This is a genomic window from Nocardia sp. NPDC050630 (assembly GCF_044457245.1).
Classification (GTDB): domain Bacteria; phylum Actinomycetota; class Actinomycetes; order Mycobacteriales; family Mycobacteriaceae; genus Nocardia.
Genome location: NZ_JBITGN010000005.1, coordinates 15614 through 32504, shown reverse-complemented (window position 1 = coordinate 32504; position 16891 = coordinate 15614). Strand labels below are relative to the sequence as shown.

At 65.9% G+C, this 16891-nt stretch carries 12 protein-coding genes; 10 read left to right on the top strand and 2 right to left on the bottom strand.

Going from position 1 to position 16891, the window contains the following annotated elements:
- Window positions 1-224 precede the first annotated feature (224 nt).
- Complete coding sequence (locus ACIBG0_RS15050) at window positions 225-821, bottom strand: YbhB/YbcL family Raf kinase inhibitor-like protein (protein ID WP_397032769.1); 597 nt, start codon at window positions 819-821, stop codon at window positions 225-227.
- 193 nt (window positions 822-1014) lie between these two features.
- On the opposite strand from ACIBG0_RS15050, the gene ACIBG0_RS15045 reads away from it, so the two are divergent.
- The 5 genes from ACIBG0_RS15045 (at window position 1015) to ACIBG0_RS15025 (ending at window position 6251) form a co-directional block, all read left to right on the top strand.
- The gene (locus tag ACIBG0_RS15045; protein ID WP_397032768.1) at window positions 1015-2325 is read left to right on the top strand and encodes a bifunctional o-acetylhomoserine/o-acetylserine sulfhydrylase; all 1311 of its coding nucleotides are present in this window, start codon (window positions 1015-1017) and stop codon (window positions 2323-2325) included.
- 5 nt (window positions 2326-2330) lie between these two features.
- Window positions 2331-3125 carry an ABC transporter ATP-binding protein gene (locus ACIBG0_RS15040; RefSeq protein ID WP_397032766.1) on the top strand — a complete coding sequence of 265 codons (795 nt, stop codon included), beginning with the start codon at window positions 2331-2333 and terminating at the stop codon, window positions 3123-3125.
- Window positions 3122-4096, top strand: a complete 975-nt coding sequence (locus tag ACIBG0_RS15035; RefSeq protein WP_397032764.1) for an aliphatic sulfonate ABC transporter substrate-binding protein — start codon at window positions 3122-3124, stop codon at window positions 4094-4096. Before ACIBG0_RS15040 ends, ACIBG0_RS15035 begins: the two co-directional genes overlap by 4 nt.
- 89 nt (window positions 4097-4185) lie before the next feature.
- Window positions 4186-4884, top strand: a complete 699-nt coding sequence (locus ACIBG0_RS15030; RefSeq protein WP_397033398.1) for an ABC transporter permease — start codon at window positions 4186-4188, stop codon at window positions 4882-4884.
- A gap of 71 nt (window positions 4885-4955) precedes the next feature.
- Complete coding sequence (locus ACIBG0_RS15025; RefSeq protein ID WP_397032763.1) at window positions 4956-6251, top strand: NtaA/DmoA family FMN-dependent monooxygenase; 1296 nt, start codon at window positions 4956-4958, stop codon at window positions 6249-6251.
- Window positions 6252-6448: 197 nt separating this feature from the next.
- Here the strand turns inward: ACIBG0_RS15025 and ACIBG0_RS15020 are convergent, their stop codons facing one another.
- A complete protein-coding gene (locus ACIBG0_RS15020; RefSeq protein ID WP_397032761.1) occupies window positions 6449-7186 on the bottom strand; it encodes a GNAT family N-acetyltransferase in 738 nt (245 codons plus the stop codon).
- A 329-nt stretch (window positions 7187-7515) separates the two neighbouring features.
- On the opposite strand from ACIBG0_RS15020, the gene ACIBG0_RS15015 reads away from it, so the two are divergent.
- From ACIBG0_RS15015 to ACIBG0_RS14995, 5 genes are all read left to right on the top strand, one after another.
- Window positions 7516-8730, top strand: a complete 1215-nt coding sequence (locus tag ACIBG0_RS15015) for an LLM class flavin-dependent oxidoreductase (RefSeq protein WP_397032759.1) — start codon at window positions 7516-7518, stop codon at window positions 8728-8730.
- An 11-nt stretch (window positions 8731-8741) separates the two neighbouring features.
- The gene (locus ACIBG0_RS15010; protein ID WP_397032757.1) at window positions 8742-10097 is read left to right on the top strand and encodes an NtaA/DmoA family FMN-dependent monooxygenase; all 1356 of its coding nucleotides are present in this window, start codon (window positions 8742-8744) and stop codon (window positions 10095-10097) included.
- 293 nt (window positions 10098-10390) lie between these two features.
- Complete coding sequence (locus ACIBG0_RS15005; protein ID WP_397032755.1) at window positions 10391-11560, top strand: ROK family protein; 1170 nt, start codon at window positions 10391-10393, stop codon at window positions 11558-11560.
- 135 nt (window positions 11561-11695) lie between these two features.
- Window positions 11696-13039, top strand: coding sequence for an LLM class flavin-dependent oxidoreductase (locus tag ACIBG0_RS15000; RefSeq protein WP_397032753.1), 1344 nt, complete (start codon window positions 11696-11698; stop codon window positions 13037-13039).
- Window positions 13036-16800 (top strand): ABC transporter ATP-binding protein, encoded by a 3765-nt coding sequence (locus ACIBG0_RS14995; RefSeq protein ID WP_397032751.1) that lies wholly within the window; start codon window positions 13036-13038, stop codon window positions 16798-16800. The genes ACIBG0_RS15000 and ACIBG0_RS14995 overlap by 4 nt, the downstream gene beginning before the upstream one ends.
- The last annotated feature ends 91 nt before the right edge of the window (window positions 16801-16891 follow it).

The following is a 16891-nucleotide window of genomic DNA, read 5'->3' as shown; positions in this document are numbered from 1 at the left end:
ACCGGAGAGCCGGTACAGCTGTGGCAGTAAAGGCGGCGTGCGCGTCCTGTTGAACAGCACCGCAACCGCCCAACATCAGGCGAATTCGGCCGAGATCAGCACATTCGCCGTGGACAGCGCTCGAAGACCTCGGCGCACCGGATGCGACTCCGCTATCGCGCGAGGACTTTTCGCGCCTGCGCGCCGAGGCTATCGCGGCGTAGTGTAATGCGCGGTGCGGGGGATCAGGCGGCGAAGAGGCCGACGAGGGTGCCGCTCGCGATGACGTGGTCCCTGATGGCCTGGCGGACCACGTCGGCCGTGGTGTCCTTGGTGAATCCGGCGGGTTGGTCCAAGGCGTAGAGGCGGAAGAAGTACCGGTGGGCTTGGTCGCCGACCGGTGGTCGCGGACCGCTCCAGCCGACTTCACCGAAGTCATTGGGACCCGCGACGGCCCTGGGCGGTGGCGCCTCCGCCCGGATACTGGTCGCGTTCGGCGCGATGCCGGTCAGCAGCCAATGGGTGAACGGTCCGCCCGGAGCGTCCTCGTCCTCGCACAGCAAGACGAGCTCCGCCGCGTCATCGGGGATACCGCTCCACTCGAGCGGCGGAGCGACATTGCCGCCGTCGTAGGAGTAGCGGTCCGGAATTGTCGAGTGGTCGGTGAATGCGGCACTGTGCAGTTCCGCGCGCACCGGCGTCCTGCGCACGTGCTGGTGGCTGGTGGGATTCGGCATCATGGTCCTCCGCTCGACGGGCTTGCTGAGTCGAAGCTGGCCGGAGAGCTGAGGTACGCGCTGATCCTCGTACTCGCCGAGCAGCATCACTGTGCGGGTTGCCATTGGCCCGTCCGCTAAACCGTGGCTACCCGGACTCGTGATCCGATCTCCGGCCGGTTGGCGCAGGTCGCGGATCGCGGTGCCGTCGGGGCTTGCAGTTCATCGAAGGCGTGGCTGAGGTAGCGGGCGAGCCGATTCGGTTCCGGTTGAATGTAATCCTCGACACCATGCCGGGCGCTTCTTAGTGTCCGTTGCTGTGACCACCAGCGACGAGACCCAGGCCGACCCGAGCGCCGACTGGAGCTTCGAAACCAAGCAGATCCACGTCGGACAGGTGCCGGACGGTACGACCAACGCCCGCGCGCTGCCGATCTACCAGACCACTTCCTACACCTTCCGGGATACCGCACACGCTGCGGCGCTGTTCGGTCTCGCCGAACCCGGCAATATCTACACCCGCATCATGAACCCGACCCAGGATGCGGTGGAACAGCGCATCGCGGCGTTGGAGGGCGGTGTCGCGGCGCTGCTGCTCGCCTCCGGGCAGGCGGCGGAGACCTTCGCGATCCTCAATATCGCCGGTGCGGGCGATCACATCGTGTCCAGTCCGCGGCTGTACGGCGGCACCTACAACCTGTTCCGCTACTCGCTGCCGAAACTGGGCATCGAGGTCAGCTTCGTCGATGATCCGGATGATTTGGAGCAGTGGCGCGCGGCGATCCGGCCGAATACCAAGGCGCTGTACGGCGAAACGATCTCCAACCCGCAGAACCATATCTTCGACATCTCCGGCATCGCCGAAATCGCCCATGCCGCAGGTGTTCCGCTGATCCTCGACAACACCGTCGCGACGCCGTACCTGATCCAGCCGCTGGCCCACGGCGCCGATATCGTCGTGCACTCGGCGACAAAGTACCTGGGCGGCCACGGCGCGGCCATCGCGGGCGTGATCGTCGACGGCGGCACCTTCGATTGGACCGGCGGCCGGTTCCCGGGCTTCACCACACCGGACCCCAGCTACCACGGCGTGGTGTACGCGGACCTCGGCGCTCCCGCCTACGCCCTCAAGGCCAGGGTGCAATTGCTGCGCGATCTCGGTTCGGCAGTCTCACCGTTCAATGCCTTCCTGATCAGCCAGGGTCTGGAGACGCTGAGTCTGCGGATCGAACGGCATGTACAGAACGCGAAAGCGGTCGCGGACTTCCTCGCGGCACGTCCGGAGGTGACCTCGGTGTCCTACGCAGGGCTGCCGTCCTCGCCGTGGTACGAGCGCGGTCGCACTCTCGCACCCAAGGGCGCCGGCGCGGTGATCGGCTTCGAATTGGCCGGTGGGGTCGATGCCGGTAAGCGTTTCGTCGAGGCGCTGCGGCTGCACAGCCACGTTGCCAATATCGGCGATGTGCGTTCGCTGGTGATCCATCCGGCCTCGACTACCCATTCCCAGCTGACTCCGGAAGAGCAGTTGGCGGCGGGTGTTACCCCGGGCCTGGTCCGGCTCGCGGTCGGCATCGAGGGTATCGACGATATCCTGGCCGATCTGCGCGCCGGATTCGCGGCCGCTCAGTAGTCGAGGTGTCATCCACTGCCAGTCGTGCCGCCGGGGTCGCATTGCGCGGCCTCGGCCGCAGTTTCGGCACCCATACCGTGCTACGCGATATCGAATTGGAGATCGCACCGGGTGAGGTGATCGCGTTGGTCGGTCCGTCCGGCAGTGGGAAATCGACACTACTGCGGATCATCGCCGGACTGGACGAGCCGACCGAGGGCGAGGTCGTGCTCGATGGTCGCCGCATGCGCGGCGTCGACCCGCGCTGCGCGGTGGTGTTCCAGGAACCGCGGCTACTGCCGTGGCGCGATCTCGCGGGCAATGTCGCATTGGGTCTGCCACCGACCATATCGCGGGCCGAGGGCGAGGCCGAAGTGCGGCGCGGGCTCGAGATCGTCGGTCTGGCCGGATTCCAGGGACATCGGCCGCGACAGGTGTCCGGGGGCATGGCACAGCGAACGGCATTGGCCCGCGCGCTGGTTCGGCATCCGGGTGTGCTGCTGCTCGATGAGCCGTTCGCGGCGCTGGACGCGCTGACCAGGCTGCGTATGCAGGATCTGCTCGACGAGGTGCAGCGCGCCGCGGGTATCACGGTCGTACTCGTCACCCACGATGTGGACGAGGCGCTGCGCCTGGCCGACCGCGTCGTGGTACTCGAAACCACCGGCGGTGAAAAAGGTTTCACGATCGGCTCGGCGCTCGAGGTGTCTTCCGATCGGCCGCGCGACGATACCGATCCACGGTTGGCCGAGTTGCGGCTCGACCTACTCGAACGACTCGGCGTTGCGCGCCGCGCGACCGTCAAGGAGACACTTCGATGAGACGAGCGACCATTGTCCTGGCAGCCGTCACGGCGACGCTGGCGACTCTGCTTTCGGGTTGCGCGGAGGGCGAGAAGTCCGGTCCGAGTGGCGATGAGCTGCGGCTGGACTACGCCTACTACAACCCGCTGAGCCTGGTCATCCGGGACCAGCACCTGTTGGAGAAGTCCGGCGCCAAGGTGACCTGGGTGTTCTCCGCGGGCAGCAACAAGGCCAATGAAAGCCTGCGCGCCGATGCGATCGATGTGAATTCGACCGCGGGTTCGGCGGCACTGCTGGCGAAGGCCAATGGCACACCGTTGCAAAGCATTTCGGTCTACAGCAAGCCGGAATGGACCGCGCTGGTCGTCGCGAAGAATTCCCCCATCACCTCGGTGGCCGAGTTGAAGGGTAAGAAGATCGCGGCGACGAAGGGCACCGACGCCTATTTCACACTGCTGCAAGCACTTCAGACGGCCGGTCTCACCGCCAGGGACGTGGAAGTGACCAACCTGCAGCACGCCGACGGTAAAACCGCACTCGAGCGCGGCGATGTCGACGCATGGGCGGGCCTGGATCCCTATATGGCGCAGACCCGTCAGGAACAGGGTTCGCGATTGCTTTACCGCAACGCCGACTTCCAGACCTACGGCGTACTCAATGCCCGTGCGGATTTCATCGCACAGCATCCGGACCGGGTTCAAGCGGTGGTCAATGCCTATGAGCAGGCGCGGGTTTGGGCGCTGGAGCATCCGAACGAACTCGCGCAGCTGCTGGCAACGGAATCGAAGACCTCCCTCGACGTCGCGAAGGAAACGCTCGAGCGCACCGTGCTGAAGGTCGATCCGGTGCCGGGCGAGGCCCAACGGGTGGTACTCACCCCGATCGTGCCCATCATCGTGGCCGATGGTGATGTGCGATCGAAGGAAGCGGCCGAGACCGCCCTCGGTGCACTCTTCGAGCCGAAATTCGCACAGCAGGCCCTTCGGTGACGGTCACTCGGACCGCGCCGCCGCGTGCCACGCGGCGAATCCGTTGGGATCGGGTGGCCCTGGGACTGGTCGTACCCGTGCTGCTGCTCTTGCTATGGCAAGCGGTGACCTCGGCCGGACTGTATTCGTCGAGCCAGCTCGCGCCGCCCGCGGAAGTGCTTGCCGCACTGCGGGAGTTGCTGCGGCGCGACGAATTGTGGAGCCATCTGGCGATCAGCATCCAGCGGGTGCTGCTCGGATTCGCCAGTGGCGCGCTCATCGCACTAGTGCTCGGCGCGGTGGTCGGGCTGTTCGATATCGCCCGCGTACTGCTGGCACCGACCGTCGGATTGTTCCGTACGGTGCCGTCGCTGGCGTGGGTGCCGTTGCTGCTGTTGTGGCTCGGCATCGGCGAGGAACCCAAGATCGTGCTGGTGGCCATCGGCGCGTTCTTCCCGATCTATACGACGACGGCATCGGCTCTGGCGCAGGTCGATCCGCACCTGACCGAACTCGGCCGGGCCTATGGACTACACCGTGGCGCGCTGTTGTTCTCGATCCAATTGCCCGCGGTGGCACCGGCGGTCGTCAATGGTCTGCGACTCGGCTTGGCCAATGGTTGGCTGTTCCTGGTCGCGGCCGAGCTGATCGCCTCGTCGAAAGGACTGGGATTCCTGCTGATCGACAGCCAGAACAGCGGCCGCACCGACATCATGCTGCTGGCCATTGTGCTGCTGGCCTTGCTCGGCAAGATCAGCGACACCGTATTCGCCATCGCGGAAACGAAACTGATCGACAGCCGGTTCTGAACCGGGCGGACTTGCATTCCGATTGATCGCAAACCTGTTCTGCGGCGACCGAATACGGTTGTCTCTAGCAAATGAGCTCTGCACGACGTCGGGCGTTGAAAACAGTTACCGGAGTCAGCGGGGCGGTGAGCGTCTATGCGGCGGCGATCGATCCGCACGAATCGACGGTGGCGTCCTCGATCGAGATCGCGAAGATCGCCGAGGCCAATAAGTTCGACGCCCTGTTCGCCGCCGACCTGTTGAGCTTCGGTGCACAGGGTGCGATCGGCGCACAGGAGCCGCTGATATTCCTGTCCGCATTGAGCGCGGTGACTTCGCACGTCGGCTTGATCGCCACCGTGACCAGCACCTTCCATCACCCTTATAATCTCGCCCGGCTCTTCGGAACGCTGGACCATGTGAGCAATGGCCGATCCGCCTGGAATATCGTCACCTCCTCGGTGGGTGAGGAGAATTACGGTGATCAGGATCTGCCGAGCCCGGAGCAGCGGTACGCGCGCGCGACCGAATCCCTCGAGGTCATCAATGCGCTGTTCGACAGCTGGGAGCCGGGGGCGCTGACCCCCAGCGGCAACGGCGGTGCGGTCCTCGATGCGACCAAGGTGCGTCCGATCGAGTATGCGGGGCAATATTTCACGGTGCGGGGACCGCTCAATATCCCGCCGTTGCCGCAGCGCCGTCCGGTCCAATTCCAGGCCGGTCAATCCGCGGGCGGTATCGAACTCGGCGCGCGGTTCGCCGAGGTGGTGTTCACCTCGCTGCCGACACTCGAAGATGCGGTGACCTATACCAAGACGATTCGGGCCCGCGCGACGGAACTGGGTCGCGCCCAAGGATTACCGCTGATCATGAGTTCGTTCCATGCGACCTATGGAGCGACGGATGAGGAGGCGCGCCGGTTGGTCCGTGAGGCGGCCGAGGCGACCGATTTCGAGGCGGGCCGCATCCAACTGGCGGATATGTTCGGTGGCGGTATCGATCTCTCGGAGCTGCCGCTGGATCGGCCTATCCCGGAAAGACTACTGCCTGAGCTGAATTCGGTGAACCGCCGCCGCGGGCGGGTGGAGATCTTCACCAAGCTGGCGGCATCGGGTCGCACGCTGCGTGAGCTGATCATCGCGGCAAAGGATACCGGGCACTGGGCGGCAGCCGGGACGCCGGAACAACTGGCCGATGCTGTCGAAGAGCGTTATCGCGCAGGCGTTCTCGATGTCATCTCGTTGGGCGGGCTGGCCGATGCCCGAACTCGGGACTTCGTCACCAATGGACTTCTACCCGAATTGCGCCGACGGCGAATCGTCGGAAACGACTATGTCGGTGGCACTTTCCGCGAGAACCTGGAACTTCCTCCGCTACCTGCGCCCTGAGTGATACTTCGGCGGCTAGTGCTTCGCCCGCCGCCGTTGCGTCGGTAATCGCCGGTGAACCGGTAGACCAACAACCACGCTCACTCGGGATGTTCCCGCGCGCCGCGCATTGTTTCGCTCCGCGATTTCGTGTGCGGCGTGACAAAAGGCGCGCCGGAGCGCATGTCGTCACCGAGACAACCTATTCGGACGAGGCACTAGTTCGGCGTCGACGCGGGGCCTGTTGACGATGGTGCCTGTACCAGCGTCAACAGCGAACGCTTGCGCAGGGTGAATCCCAACGTCTCGTACAGACTGATCGCCGTCGCATTGTGGGCGACGGCGTGCAGGAACGGTATCTCGCCGCGCGCCCGGATCCGCGCACCCACAGCACGGGTAAGCCGGGAGGCGAAGCCGCGGCCGCGGAACTCGGCATCGGTGCACACCGCGCTGATCTCGGTCCACCCCGGCGGATGCAGGCGCTCGCCCGCCATCGCGACCAGCTTGCCATCCACCCGAATCCCCAGGTAGGTGCCCATTTCAATGGTTCGAGGCGCATACGGGCCCGGTTCGGTGCGGTCGATCAGTTCCAGGATCTCGGGCACATCGGCGGCGGTGAGTATCTCGAGCTCCGGATCGTGGGCCACGCGGAGCCCGGTGCCATCCATTTGCACCGAACCGAATTCGTTCAGCACGGTCCAACCATCCGGCGGCACATGGCCGTAGCCGCGCAGCGCGGTGCTGCCGCCCGGGCCGAGCAGGGTCGCCAGGTCGGCCCAGTCCTGTTCGTAGAGTACCGGCGGATGGCCGACGAACCTGGCGACCTGCGGGTCGTAGCGGCCGATGCGACCCACCCAGCTGGCGAACCGGCGGTGCTCGCCGCGCAGCGAGGCCCGCACCGGATCGTCGAGCGGATGCAGTGGGGTATTGATGTCGATGGTCGACTCGGTGGTCATCGCGCACTCCTCCGGCAACAGGGTCCGACCGGAGAACGTTAGCGAGGCGCACGAGTGTCGGCACCGGTTGTGCTCAGCGGAATTTCTATCCGGTGGCTGTCGTCGATGCCGCTGGCTCGCAGGTTATTTCCCAGCGCTCGAGCTGATCTCAATCGTTGACACCATCGGAGCGGTCCCGCCGCGAATATCGCCTGGCCACGCGATATGAGGTCTGAGCGAAGTCATTCCTGGCAGACGGCATCGGCTGGGATCACCACACCTCAGCGAGCTGGCCGCGGTCGCGTGCGTTGCAGGACACAACATTCGCGCATGCACAGGAACGGGAGACGATGGCACCGAAACAACTGCATCTCGGCGTCGCGCTCGATGGAGCGGGTTGGCATCCGGCCGCGTGGCGGGAACCCAACTCCCGACCCGCCGAGCTGTTCACCCCCGGCTACTGGACTGATCTGGTCGCCACCGCGGAGCGCGGACTGCTCGATTTCGTGAGCATCGAGGACACCCTGCGGATTCCTCGCACGCCGCACGAGCCCTCCGATGACGCCGTCGACCGGGTCCGGGCCAGGATCGATGCCCATCTGATCGCCGCGCGGGTCGCGCCGGTCACCAGGCACATCGGCCTCATCCCGACCGTGACGGTCACCCACACCGAACCGTTCCATGTCTCCACATCGATCGCCACCCTGGACTACACCTCGCGGGGCCGGGCGGGGTGGCAGGTGCGGGTATCCAGTAGCGCCGAGGAAGCCGCGCACTTCGGCCGCCGCGAAGTACGCGATCTGTCCGCCGCCGAGATCGCCGAAGCCGTTGCGTCGGGGGTATTTCCGCGCGAGGTGCGCGAGCTGTTCGATGAAGCGGCCGATGCGGTCGAGGTGGCGCGGCGGCTGTGGGACAGCTGGGAGGACGATGCGGAAATCCGCGATGTGGCCACCCGCCGTTTCATCGATCGCGACAAACTGCATTACATCGACTTCGAGGGCCGCTTCTTCAGTGTCCGTGGGCCGTCCATCACACCGCGGCCGCCGCAGGGGCAGCCGTTGGTCGCGGCGCTGGCGCACGGTCCACAGATCTACGAATTCGCCGCTGGCTCAGTTGATCTGGTTTTCGTCACACCAAGTCGTGAGGCCGGGCCCGGTGTGATTCTGGAGCAGGTCGCGGCCGCCGCGGCCCGGGTCGATCGCGCGGGCGAACCGCTGCGGGTCTATGCCGATATCGTCGTATTCCTCGACACCGACGCGGCGACCGGTCCGCAACGACTGGCGCGGTTGAACGAGCTATCGGGTACCGAATTCGCTTCCGATGCGGGCATTTTCGCGGGCAGCGCCGACGATTTCGCCGAACTACTCATCCAATGGAGCGCGCAGGGGATCGACGGCTTCCGTTTGCGACCGGGTGTCGCGGTCGATGACCTGACCGCCATTACCGACCGGCTCGTTCCCGCCCTGCAACGCCGAGGTGTATTCCGCACCGGCTATCCGGATGGTCCGCTGCGCGCACTGCTCGGCCTGCCCACCGGCATTCCCAACCGTTACGCGACTGCCTGAGCGAGGTCAGCATGAGTACTCCACGTAAGCAGGTCATCCTGGGCGCCTACCTGGGCGGGGTCAACCACCACACCGCCTGGTGGCATCCCGAGGCGGGCAGCCAGATCGATTTCAGCAGTTTCGAACACACCGCGCGCACCGCCGAACGCGGCAAATTCGACTTCTTCTTCCTCGCCGAAGGTCTCATCCTGCGTGAACGCGCGGGCAAGATCTTCGATCAGGACATTATCGGCCGTCCGGATACCTTCACCGTGCTGGCCTCGATCGCCGCGGTCACCGAACATCTCGGGTTGGCGGGCACGATCAACGCCACCTTCAACGAGCCGTATGAGTTGGCTCGCAAGCTCGCGAGTCTTGATCACCTCTCCGGCGGTCGCGCCGCCTGGAATGTGGTGACCTCCTTCGACGCCTTCACCGGCCAGAATTTCCGTCGCGGCGGCTTCCTAGATCCGGCCGACCGCTATGTGCGGGCCGAGGAGACGCTGAATGCTGTTCGTGCCCTGTGGGCTTCGTGGGATGCCACCGATATCGTCGCGGATAAGGATTCCGGCCGGTACCTGGCCCGCCCGGATGCCGGGGCATTCGCCTTCCACGGCAATCAATTCGATATCTCCGGGCGGTTCACCGTGCCGCGCAGCCCGCAGGGACGGCCGGTGATCCTGCAGGCCGGTGTCTCACCGCAGGGTCGCGCCTTCGCCGCCGCCAATGCCGACGCCATTTTCTCCCCGTACGGCAAGCTGCCGGAGGCCGCGGAGTTCTACCGCGATATCAAGGCGCGTGCGGTCGCGGCCGGACGTGCGGCCGATGACATCAAGATCCTGCCGTCTGCGAGTTTCGTACTCGGCGATACCGAGGCCGAGGCGATCGAGAAGTTCCATGCCGTGCGCAATGAGCAGGTCACCGGACAGACCGCGCTGATCCTGCTGGAGCAGATCTGGAACCGCGACCTGTCCGGCTACGACCCGGAGGGCCCGGTACCCGATATCGACCCGGATCCCGATGCCGCGCCGATCATCCAGGGGCGCGCCTTCGTGCATCAGGACCGCTTCGCCACGGTCGAGCGCCTGCGCCAGGTGGCCGAGGCGAAGAAGCTCACTCTCCGCGAGGTCGTGATCGATCAGTTCGAACGCGGGCCCCTGGTCGGCACGCCCGCCCAGGTCGCCGAACAGATCGATACCTTCGTGCAGAACAACGGCTCCGACGGCTTCATCCTCGGCTCGCATCTGGTGCCATGGGGTATCGATGAATTCGTCGACCAGGTGGTGCCGCTGCTGCAGGACCGCGGTGTGCTGCGTACCGAGTACAGCGGGACCACGCTGCGCGATAACTTCGGTCTGCCGAATATCCGGTCCAAGATATCGGCTTGAATTCGGCTCCCGCCCTGGTCTCGGGTTCGGACAGTGCGAATGTCCGCGCGGGCGTGGAATTCGCGTGCGAATGATGCCGCCGTGGACAACATCGAGGCCACCGCGCACAGCAGCACCGCCCACCGCGGCGATTCCAGCGACGGCCTCCGACCGAATGCGACAGCACATCGGTGGCTTCTGCCCGCCGCCCCTCTCGGTTCGGTGGGGGCGTTCTCAGAATCCGCTCGAGCGCAAGGGTGTCGTTCGGGGGCCGACCGGGGCGACTATGTGCCGGTCGGTTTACCGAGGATGAGATGACGGTGGTTGCTGGGGGCAATAGCGCGGGGGCGGTGTTGCGTGCGGTGCTCGAACAGGGGACCGCGGCGCGCAGTGAGATCGCCCGCCTGGCGGGGTTATCGCCTGCGACCGTCACCGCGCAGGTGCGTGCCCTGCGGACGGCGGGTTTGCTGACCGAACTGCCGGAGACAGCCGGACCCGCCGGAATGGGCCGCCCGCATTCACCGCTGATGTTGAATATCGCGGGCAATGTGGTGATCGGCGTGCATATCGCCGCCGAGCACACTACGGCCGCGGTGCTGGATATCGCCGGGGCGGTGCGGCTTTCGCATCGGGTGCCGCATATCAGCATGGATCCGGAGGCGATTCTGTCCGCCGCTGCCGCCGAGGTTCGCCGCCTGCGGGCCGAATTGACCGAACGCGTACTCGGTCTCGGGGTCGCGATCGGTGGCTGGGTCGACACCTCCGCCGGGGCGGTCGTCGACCACGGCACCCTGCACTGGCGCAATGTCGCTGTGCGGCAGTTACTTTCGGATGAGACGGGCCTTCCGGTGACGTTGGACAGCCACACGCGCGCCCTGGTACACGCCGAGCAGTTGTTCGGGCACGCGCGGGATGCGGCAGCGACGGTGGTCCTGTTCGCGGGCAATGTGATCGATGTGGCGTTCGCGGTGCACGGGCGGGTGCACTACGGCCCGCGTTCGGCCGCTGGCGCGATTACCCGGTTGGTCGGCGGTGACGCGGCGGAGTCGGCGCTGGCGGATTGCGCCGATCGTGCGCTGGTGGCCCGTGCGCAGCGCGCGTCGCTGCCGGTGGGTGGTCTGCGGGATCTCATCGAGGTCGCGAGCTGGGACGAGACAGCGCAGGCGCTGTTCGTTGAGCGGGCGACGGTACTGGGGCGGGTGGTTGCGGTCGTGATCGACCTGCTGGATCCGGACGCGGTGGTGATCGTCGATCCGGCCCTGGTCCGAGTGCCCGGCGTGCGCGCCACCTATCTCGATGCGGTGCGACGGTTCTCGGCCTGTGAGCGTCCCGAGGAGGTCATCACCGGCTCGTCGTTCCTCGGACATGCGTTGGAGACCGCCGCGGGCACGGTCGTGCTGCAACAGCTGTTCACCGATCCGCTCGCGGTGGTATCCGCCGCCGTGCCGGGGGAGGCGTTGCCACCGTCGGAGGCCCGACTTTGATTCGCATTTATTTTAAGTCGAACGAATGTTGCCCTATCGCAATATCTTCCGTCAAAGTCGATCGACGCACCTTTTCGGCGCGCTGGACGCTGACCGCGCTCGGCGTCGTCGCGGCCGGAATCCGAAGGGAACATCATGTCTAAACAATTGCACCTCAACGCATTTCTCATGTCGACCGGACATCACGAGGCTTCGTGGCGGCTGCCGGAATCCGATCCGCATTCGAACACCAAGATCGAGCACTATGTGAACCTCGCGCGCATCGCCGAGCGCGGAAAACTGGACTCCATTTTCTTCGCCGACAGCCCGGTGCTCTTCGGCGATACCGGCCGGCGCCCCAGCGGCAAGCTGGAGCCGACCGTTCTGCTCACCGCGATCGCCGTGCAGACCTCGCGGATCGGGCTCATCGCCACCGCGTCCACCAGCTACAACTCGCCGTTCAACCTGGCGCGCCGATTAGCGTCGGTGGATTGGGTTTCCAACGGGCGGGTCGGCTGGAATATCGTCACGACCGCCGGTGCGGACGCGGCGCGCAATTTCGGGCTCGACGATGTTCCGGACCACAAGCTGCGCTATGACAAGGCCGCCGAATTCGTCGATGTGGCAACGAAATTATGGGACAGCTGGCACGACGATGCGGTGCTCGCCGATAAGGAATCCGGAATCCACACCGACCCGGACAAGGTCCGCAAGATCGATCACGAGGGTCGGTTTTTCAAAGTCGCGGGCCCACTGAATGTGCCGCGCTCGCCGCAGGCTTATCCGGTGTTGGTGCAGGCCGGATCCTCCGAAGATGGTAAGGAATTCGCCGCTCGCTACGCCGAAGCGGTGTTCACCGCACAGCAGACGATCGAAGACGGCCTCGAGTTCTACACCGATCTGAAGCGCCGTGCCATCGCAGTCGGCCGCGATCCGGAGACCATCAAGATCCTGCCTGGCATCGTGCCCGTCATCGGTGACACCGAGGAGCACGCCCGCGAACTGGACGCCGAGTTGGAGCGGCTGATCTCACCCGAATACGCCAAGCGCCAGCTGGCCCGCACCTGGGGCATTCCGGTGGAGGACCTCGATCTGGACAGCGAACTGCCCGACGATCTGCCCACCGAGGACGAGATCCAGGGCGCCAAGAGCCGCTTTACTCTCATTGTGAACCTGGCTCGGCGCGAACGGCTTACGCTGCGCCAGCTGATCGGACGACTCGGCGGCGGCCGCGGTCATCACACCTTCGCGGGCACCGCCGTACAGGTGGCAGACACCATCGAGGAGTGGTTCACCCGTGGCGCCGCGGACGGATTCAACATCATGCCCGCCGTGCTGCCATCGGGGCTGGAACGATTCGTCGACGAGGTGGTGCCCATTCTGCAGCGGCGCGGACTTTTCCGCACCGAGTACACCGAAACCACACTGCGCGGACACTACGGCCTGGACCGGCCCGCCAACCAGTTCGCCGAAGCGGACGCACTCGTGGTCGCCGGATGAGTTCGGGCTCGGGCTGTCGCGGCGACGCGGCTGTCGACGGATGGATTCGTTATCTGCTGCGGCGCTGTGCGGAGCATCGGTGGACGGTAGTCCTCGCGTGTGTGGGTTCGGTGGTGGCCGCGGTACTCACGGCCATTCTGCCGCTGCTGGTGCGGCATGTGGTCGACACCGTGACCAGCACGGCCACCTCGGTGCTGCCGTGGGTGCTCGTGCTGTTGGCGATCGGATCCGTCCGGTTCGTCGCGGGATACCTGCGGCGGACCGGATCCTCGCGGCTGTCACTGGATGTGCAGCACGATCTGCGCCGTGACCTGTTCGCGGCGCTGCTGCGCCTGAACGGACGGCAGCGGGCGGGGCTGTACACCGGGCAGGTGGTCAGTCGCGCCATTACCGATGTGACGCTGATCCAGATGTTCCTGCAACTGGTTCCGCTGGTCGCGGGCAACGTTGTGCTGATCGCCGTGTCACTGTTGCTGATGGCGTCGATGTCGCCGGTGCTGAGCGTGATCGCGCTGCTGGTGGTGCCCGCGCTGTGGTTGATCACCTCGCGTAGTCAGCGTGTGCTGTTCCCGGCCAACTGGGATGCGCAGGCCCGGGCCGCCGAGGTCGCCATGCGGGTGGAGGCCGCGGTGGCCGGGGTCCGGGTGGTGAAGGGGTTCGGGCAGGAGTCGCATGAGCTCGAGCAGTTGGCCGCGTCCGCTCGTGACCTGTATCGGTCGCGGTTGCGGGTCACGCGCATTACCAGTCGGTTCACGCCGGTTATGCAGGCGGTGCCGGCCGCGGGGCAGGCGTTGGTTCTCGTGGTCGGTGGACTGCTGGCGTTGCGGCAGTCCATTACGCTCGGCACGTTTCTCGCCTTCATGACCTACCTGGGGTCGTTCGTCACGCCGGTCCGCATGTTCTCCATGCTGCTGACCGTGAGCCAGCAGGGGAAGGCATCATTGGAGCGGGTGCGCGAGGTGATCGAGACGCCACCGCCGAGCGAGTCGACGGCCGGGCAAGTCGCCGACTCCTCGGTCAGTGCGCCGCGGATCGAATTCCGCGGGGTGCGTTTCGCTTTCGAGGGCCAACCGGCGGTACTGCACGATCTCGATCTCACCGTCGAGCCTGGGGAGACGGTCGCCATCGCGGGGACCGCCGGTTCCGGCAAATCGATTCTGGTGCAATTGCTGCCGCGATTATTCGATCTCGATGCCGGCCGGATCCTATTGGACGGGACCGATATCCGCGAGCTCGCGGACCTGCGGGACCAGGTAGCGATGGTCTTCGAGGACACCTCGCTGATGGCGGACACGGTGCGAGCCAACGTCTCCTATGGCCGTCCGGATGCCACCGACGAACAGGTCTGGCACGCATTGCATCTGGCGGCGGCCGAGGAATTCGTCGCCGCGCTGCCCGAGGGGCTGGATACGCTCGTCGGGGAACGCGGACAACGGCTTTCGGGCGGGCAGCGGCAACGACTGGCCTTGGCGCGCGCTCTGATCACCGACGCCCCGGTGCTGGTACTCGACGATGCCACCTCGGCCATCGACGCACAGGTGGAGGAGGAGATCTTCGCCCGCATCGCCGCCGAAGTGCATCGACGCACCACAATCGTCGTGGCACACCGCATTTCGACGCTGGCACTGGCCGACCGGGTTGCCGTGCTCGACGGCGGGCGGGTGGCCGAACTCGGCACTTTGCATGATCTCCAGACTTCCGGCGAGCTGTTCCACACCCTGTTCACCCCGCCCGATCCGGCGAGTATCGCCACCGATCTGACCGCGGTCACCGAACCCGTGCCCACCGCGGGTCTGTGGGTGCACACCGATACCGACGGTGACGAGTCGCGCACGCTGGAGCAGATGGCGAAGGCATTCTCCCAGCGGGCCGCTGGTGGGCCCGCAGGCATGGGCGGTCATCTCGGCGGCGGCATGATGTCGAGTGCGCCACCCAGCGGCGATGTGCGCGCACTGATCGACCGGTTGCCCGCGGTGACCGGTGAACCCGATGTGCCCGAGGAGTTTTCGCACACGCCCGAGTCGGACTTCGATCTGCCTCGGCTGCTGCGACCGTTCGCAACGCCGCTGCTGGCCGGGCTGGGACTGGTGGCCCTGGACGCGCTGGCGCAGACGCTCATTCCATTCCTGGTGCGCTACGGGATCGACCGGGGTGTGCTGGTGGGTGCCCGTGACGTCCTGCTGCTCGCCGCGGCCTCGGCGCTGGTGCTGGTCGTCGTGGACTGGGCGATCACCGTCGCGCAGGTGCGAGTGACCGGGCGGGCCGGGGAAAGGTTGCTGTACGGGCTGCGCGTGAAGGTCTTCGCCCAACTGCAACGACTGGGGCTGCAGTTCTACGAGCGAGAACTGGCCGGCCGCATCATGACCCGGATGATCACCGACGTGGACGGGCTGTCCACCTTCCTGCAGACCGGCCTGACAGTGGCACTGACCAGCACGCTCACGATCGCCGGCGTGGTGGTCGCGCTGGTCGTGATCGACGCCGAGCTGGCGCTGGTGGTGCTCGCACTGCTGCCGGTGCTGGTGGCCGCTACGGTCGCGTTCCGCCGAGCGTCGGTTCCCGCATACAACCTTGCGCGCGAACAGGTCAGCGCCGCCAACGCCTATCTGCAGGAGAATGTCGACACCATCGCGGTGACTCAGGCCTACCGCCGGGAGGCGATCAATCAGCGCGAATTCGAGCGCCGTTCCTGGGGTTACCGCAATGCGCGGCTGCACAGCCAGACGCTGATGGCGCTGTTCTTCCCGTTCATCGAGATCATGTCGGTGATCGCCACCGCCGCCGTACTGGCTGTCGGTGTGCACCAGGTGCGCGATAATGCGCTCACCGCAGGCACTTTGATCGCGTTCCTGCTCTACATCGATCTGCTGTTCGCGCCGATCCAGCAGCTGTCACAGGTTTTCGACAGCTATCAGCAGGCGGTTGTCGGTGTCGAGCGCATCGGCGTGCTGATGCGCGAACCCGTCACCACACCGGACGCATCCGATGCCCGCACTGTCGACCGGCTCGCGGGCGAAATCGAGTTCCGCGGTGTAGGTTTCGCCTACGACGGTACCGCTGCGCGGGTGCTGTCGGATATCGATGTGACGATCGCGCCCGGCCAAAAGGTGGCCGTGGTCGGCGAAACCGGTGCGGGCAAGTCCACACTGGTGAAACTGCTTGCGCGGCTGTACGACACCACCGATGGTGCGGTACTCGTCGACGGTGTCGATATCCGCCGCTACCGCTTGCGCGACTACCGCAAACGCCTGGGCGTGGTGCCGCAGGAACCCTTTCTGTTCGGTGAAACCGTGCATGCCGCCATCGCCTATGGCAAACCCGACGCCACCCCGGCCGAAATCGAATGGGCGGCACGGGCCGTCGGCGCGCACGAGATGATCGCCGCCCTCGAACACGGCTACCGTCAGCCGATCGGTGCGCACGGTGCGGGTCTGTCCGCCGGACAGCGCCAACTACTGGCCCTGGCGCGCGCCCAATTGGTGGAACCTGACATCCTCATCCTCGACGAGGCCACGGCATCCCTCGACTTGGCCACCGATGCCCGCGTTCGCGCGGCCGTCGACGTGCTCACCGCGGACCGCACCACCATCGTCGTGGCCCACCGCCTGGCCACCGCCGCCGCTGCCGACCTCATCCTCGTTGTCGGCGAGGGCCGCCTGCGCCAAACCGGCCGCCACAGCGAACTTCTCGAAGTCGACGGCCCGTACCGCAGGCTGTGGTCGGCCTACGTCGGCGACGAATCGGCGGTGGGCAGCAGGTGACATATTCGCCGTGCGGCCGTTCCCTCGAATACGTCGAGGTCAGCGTGGTCGAGCTGCCCAGGCCGTAATACTCGCCGAAACCGGTCGCGTT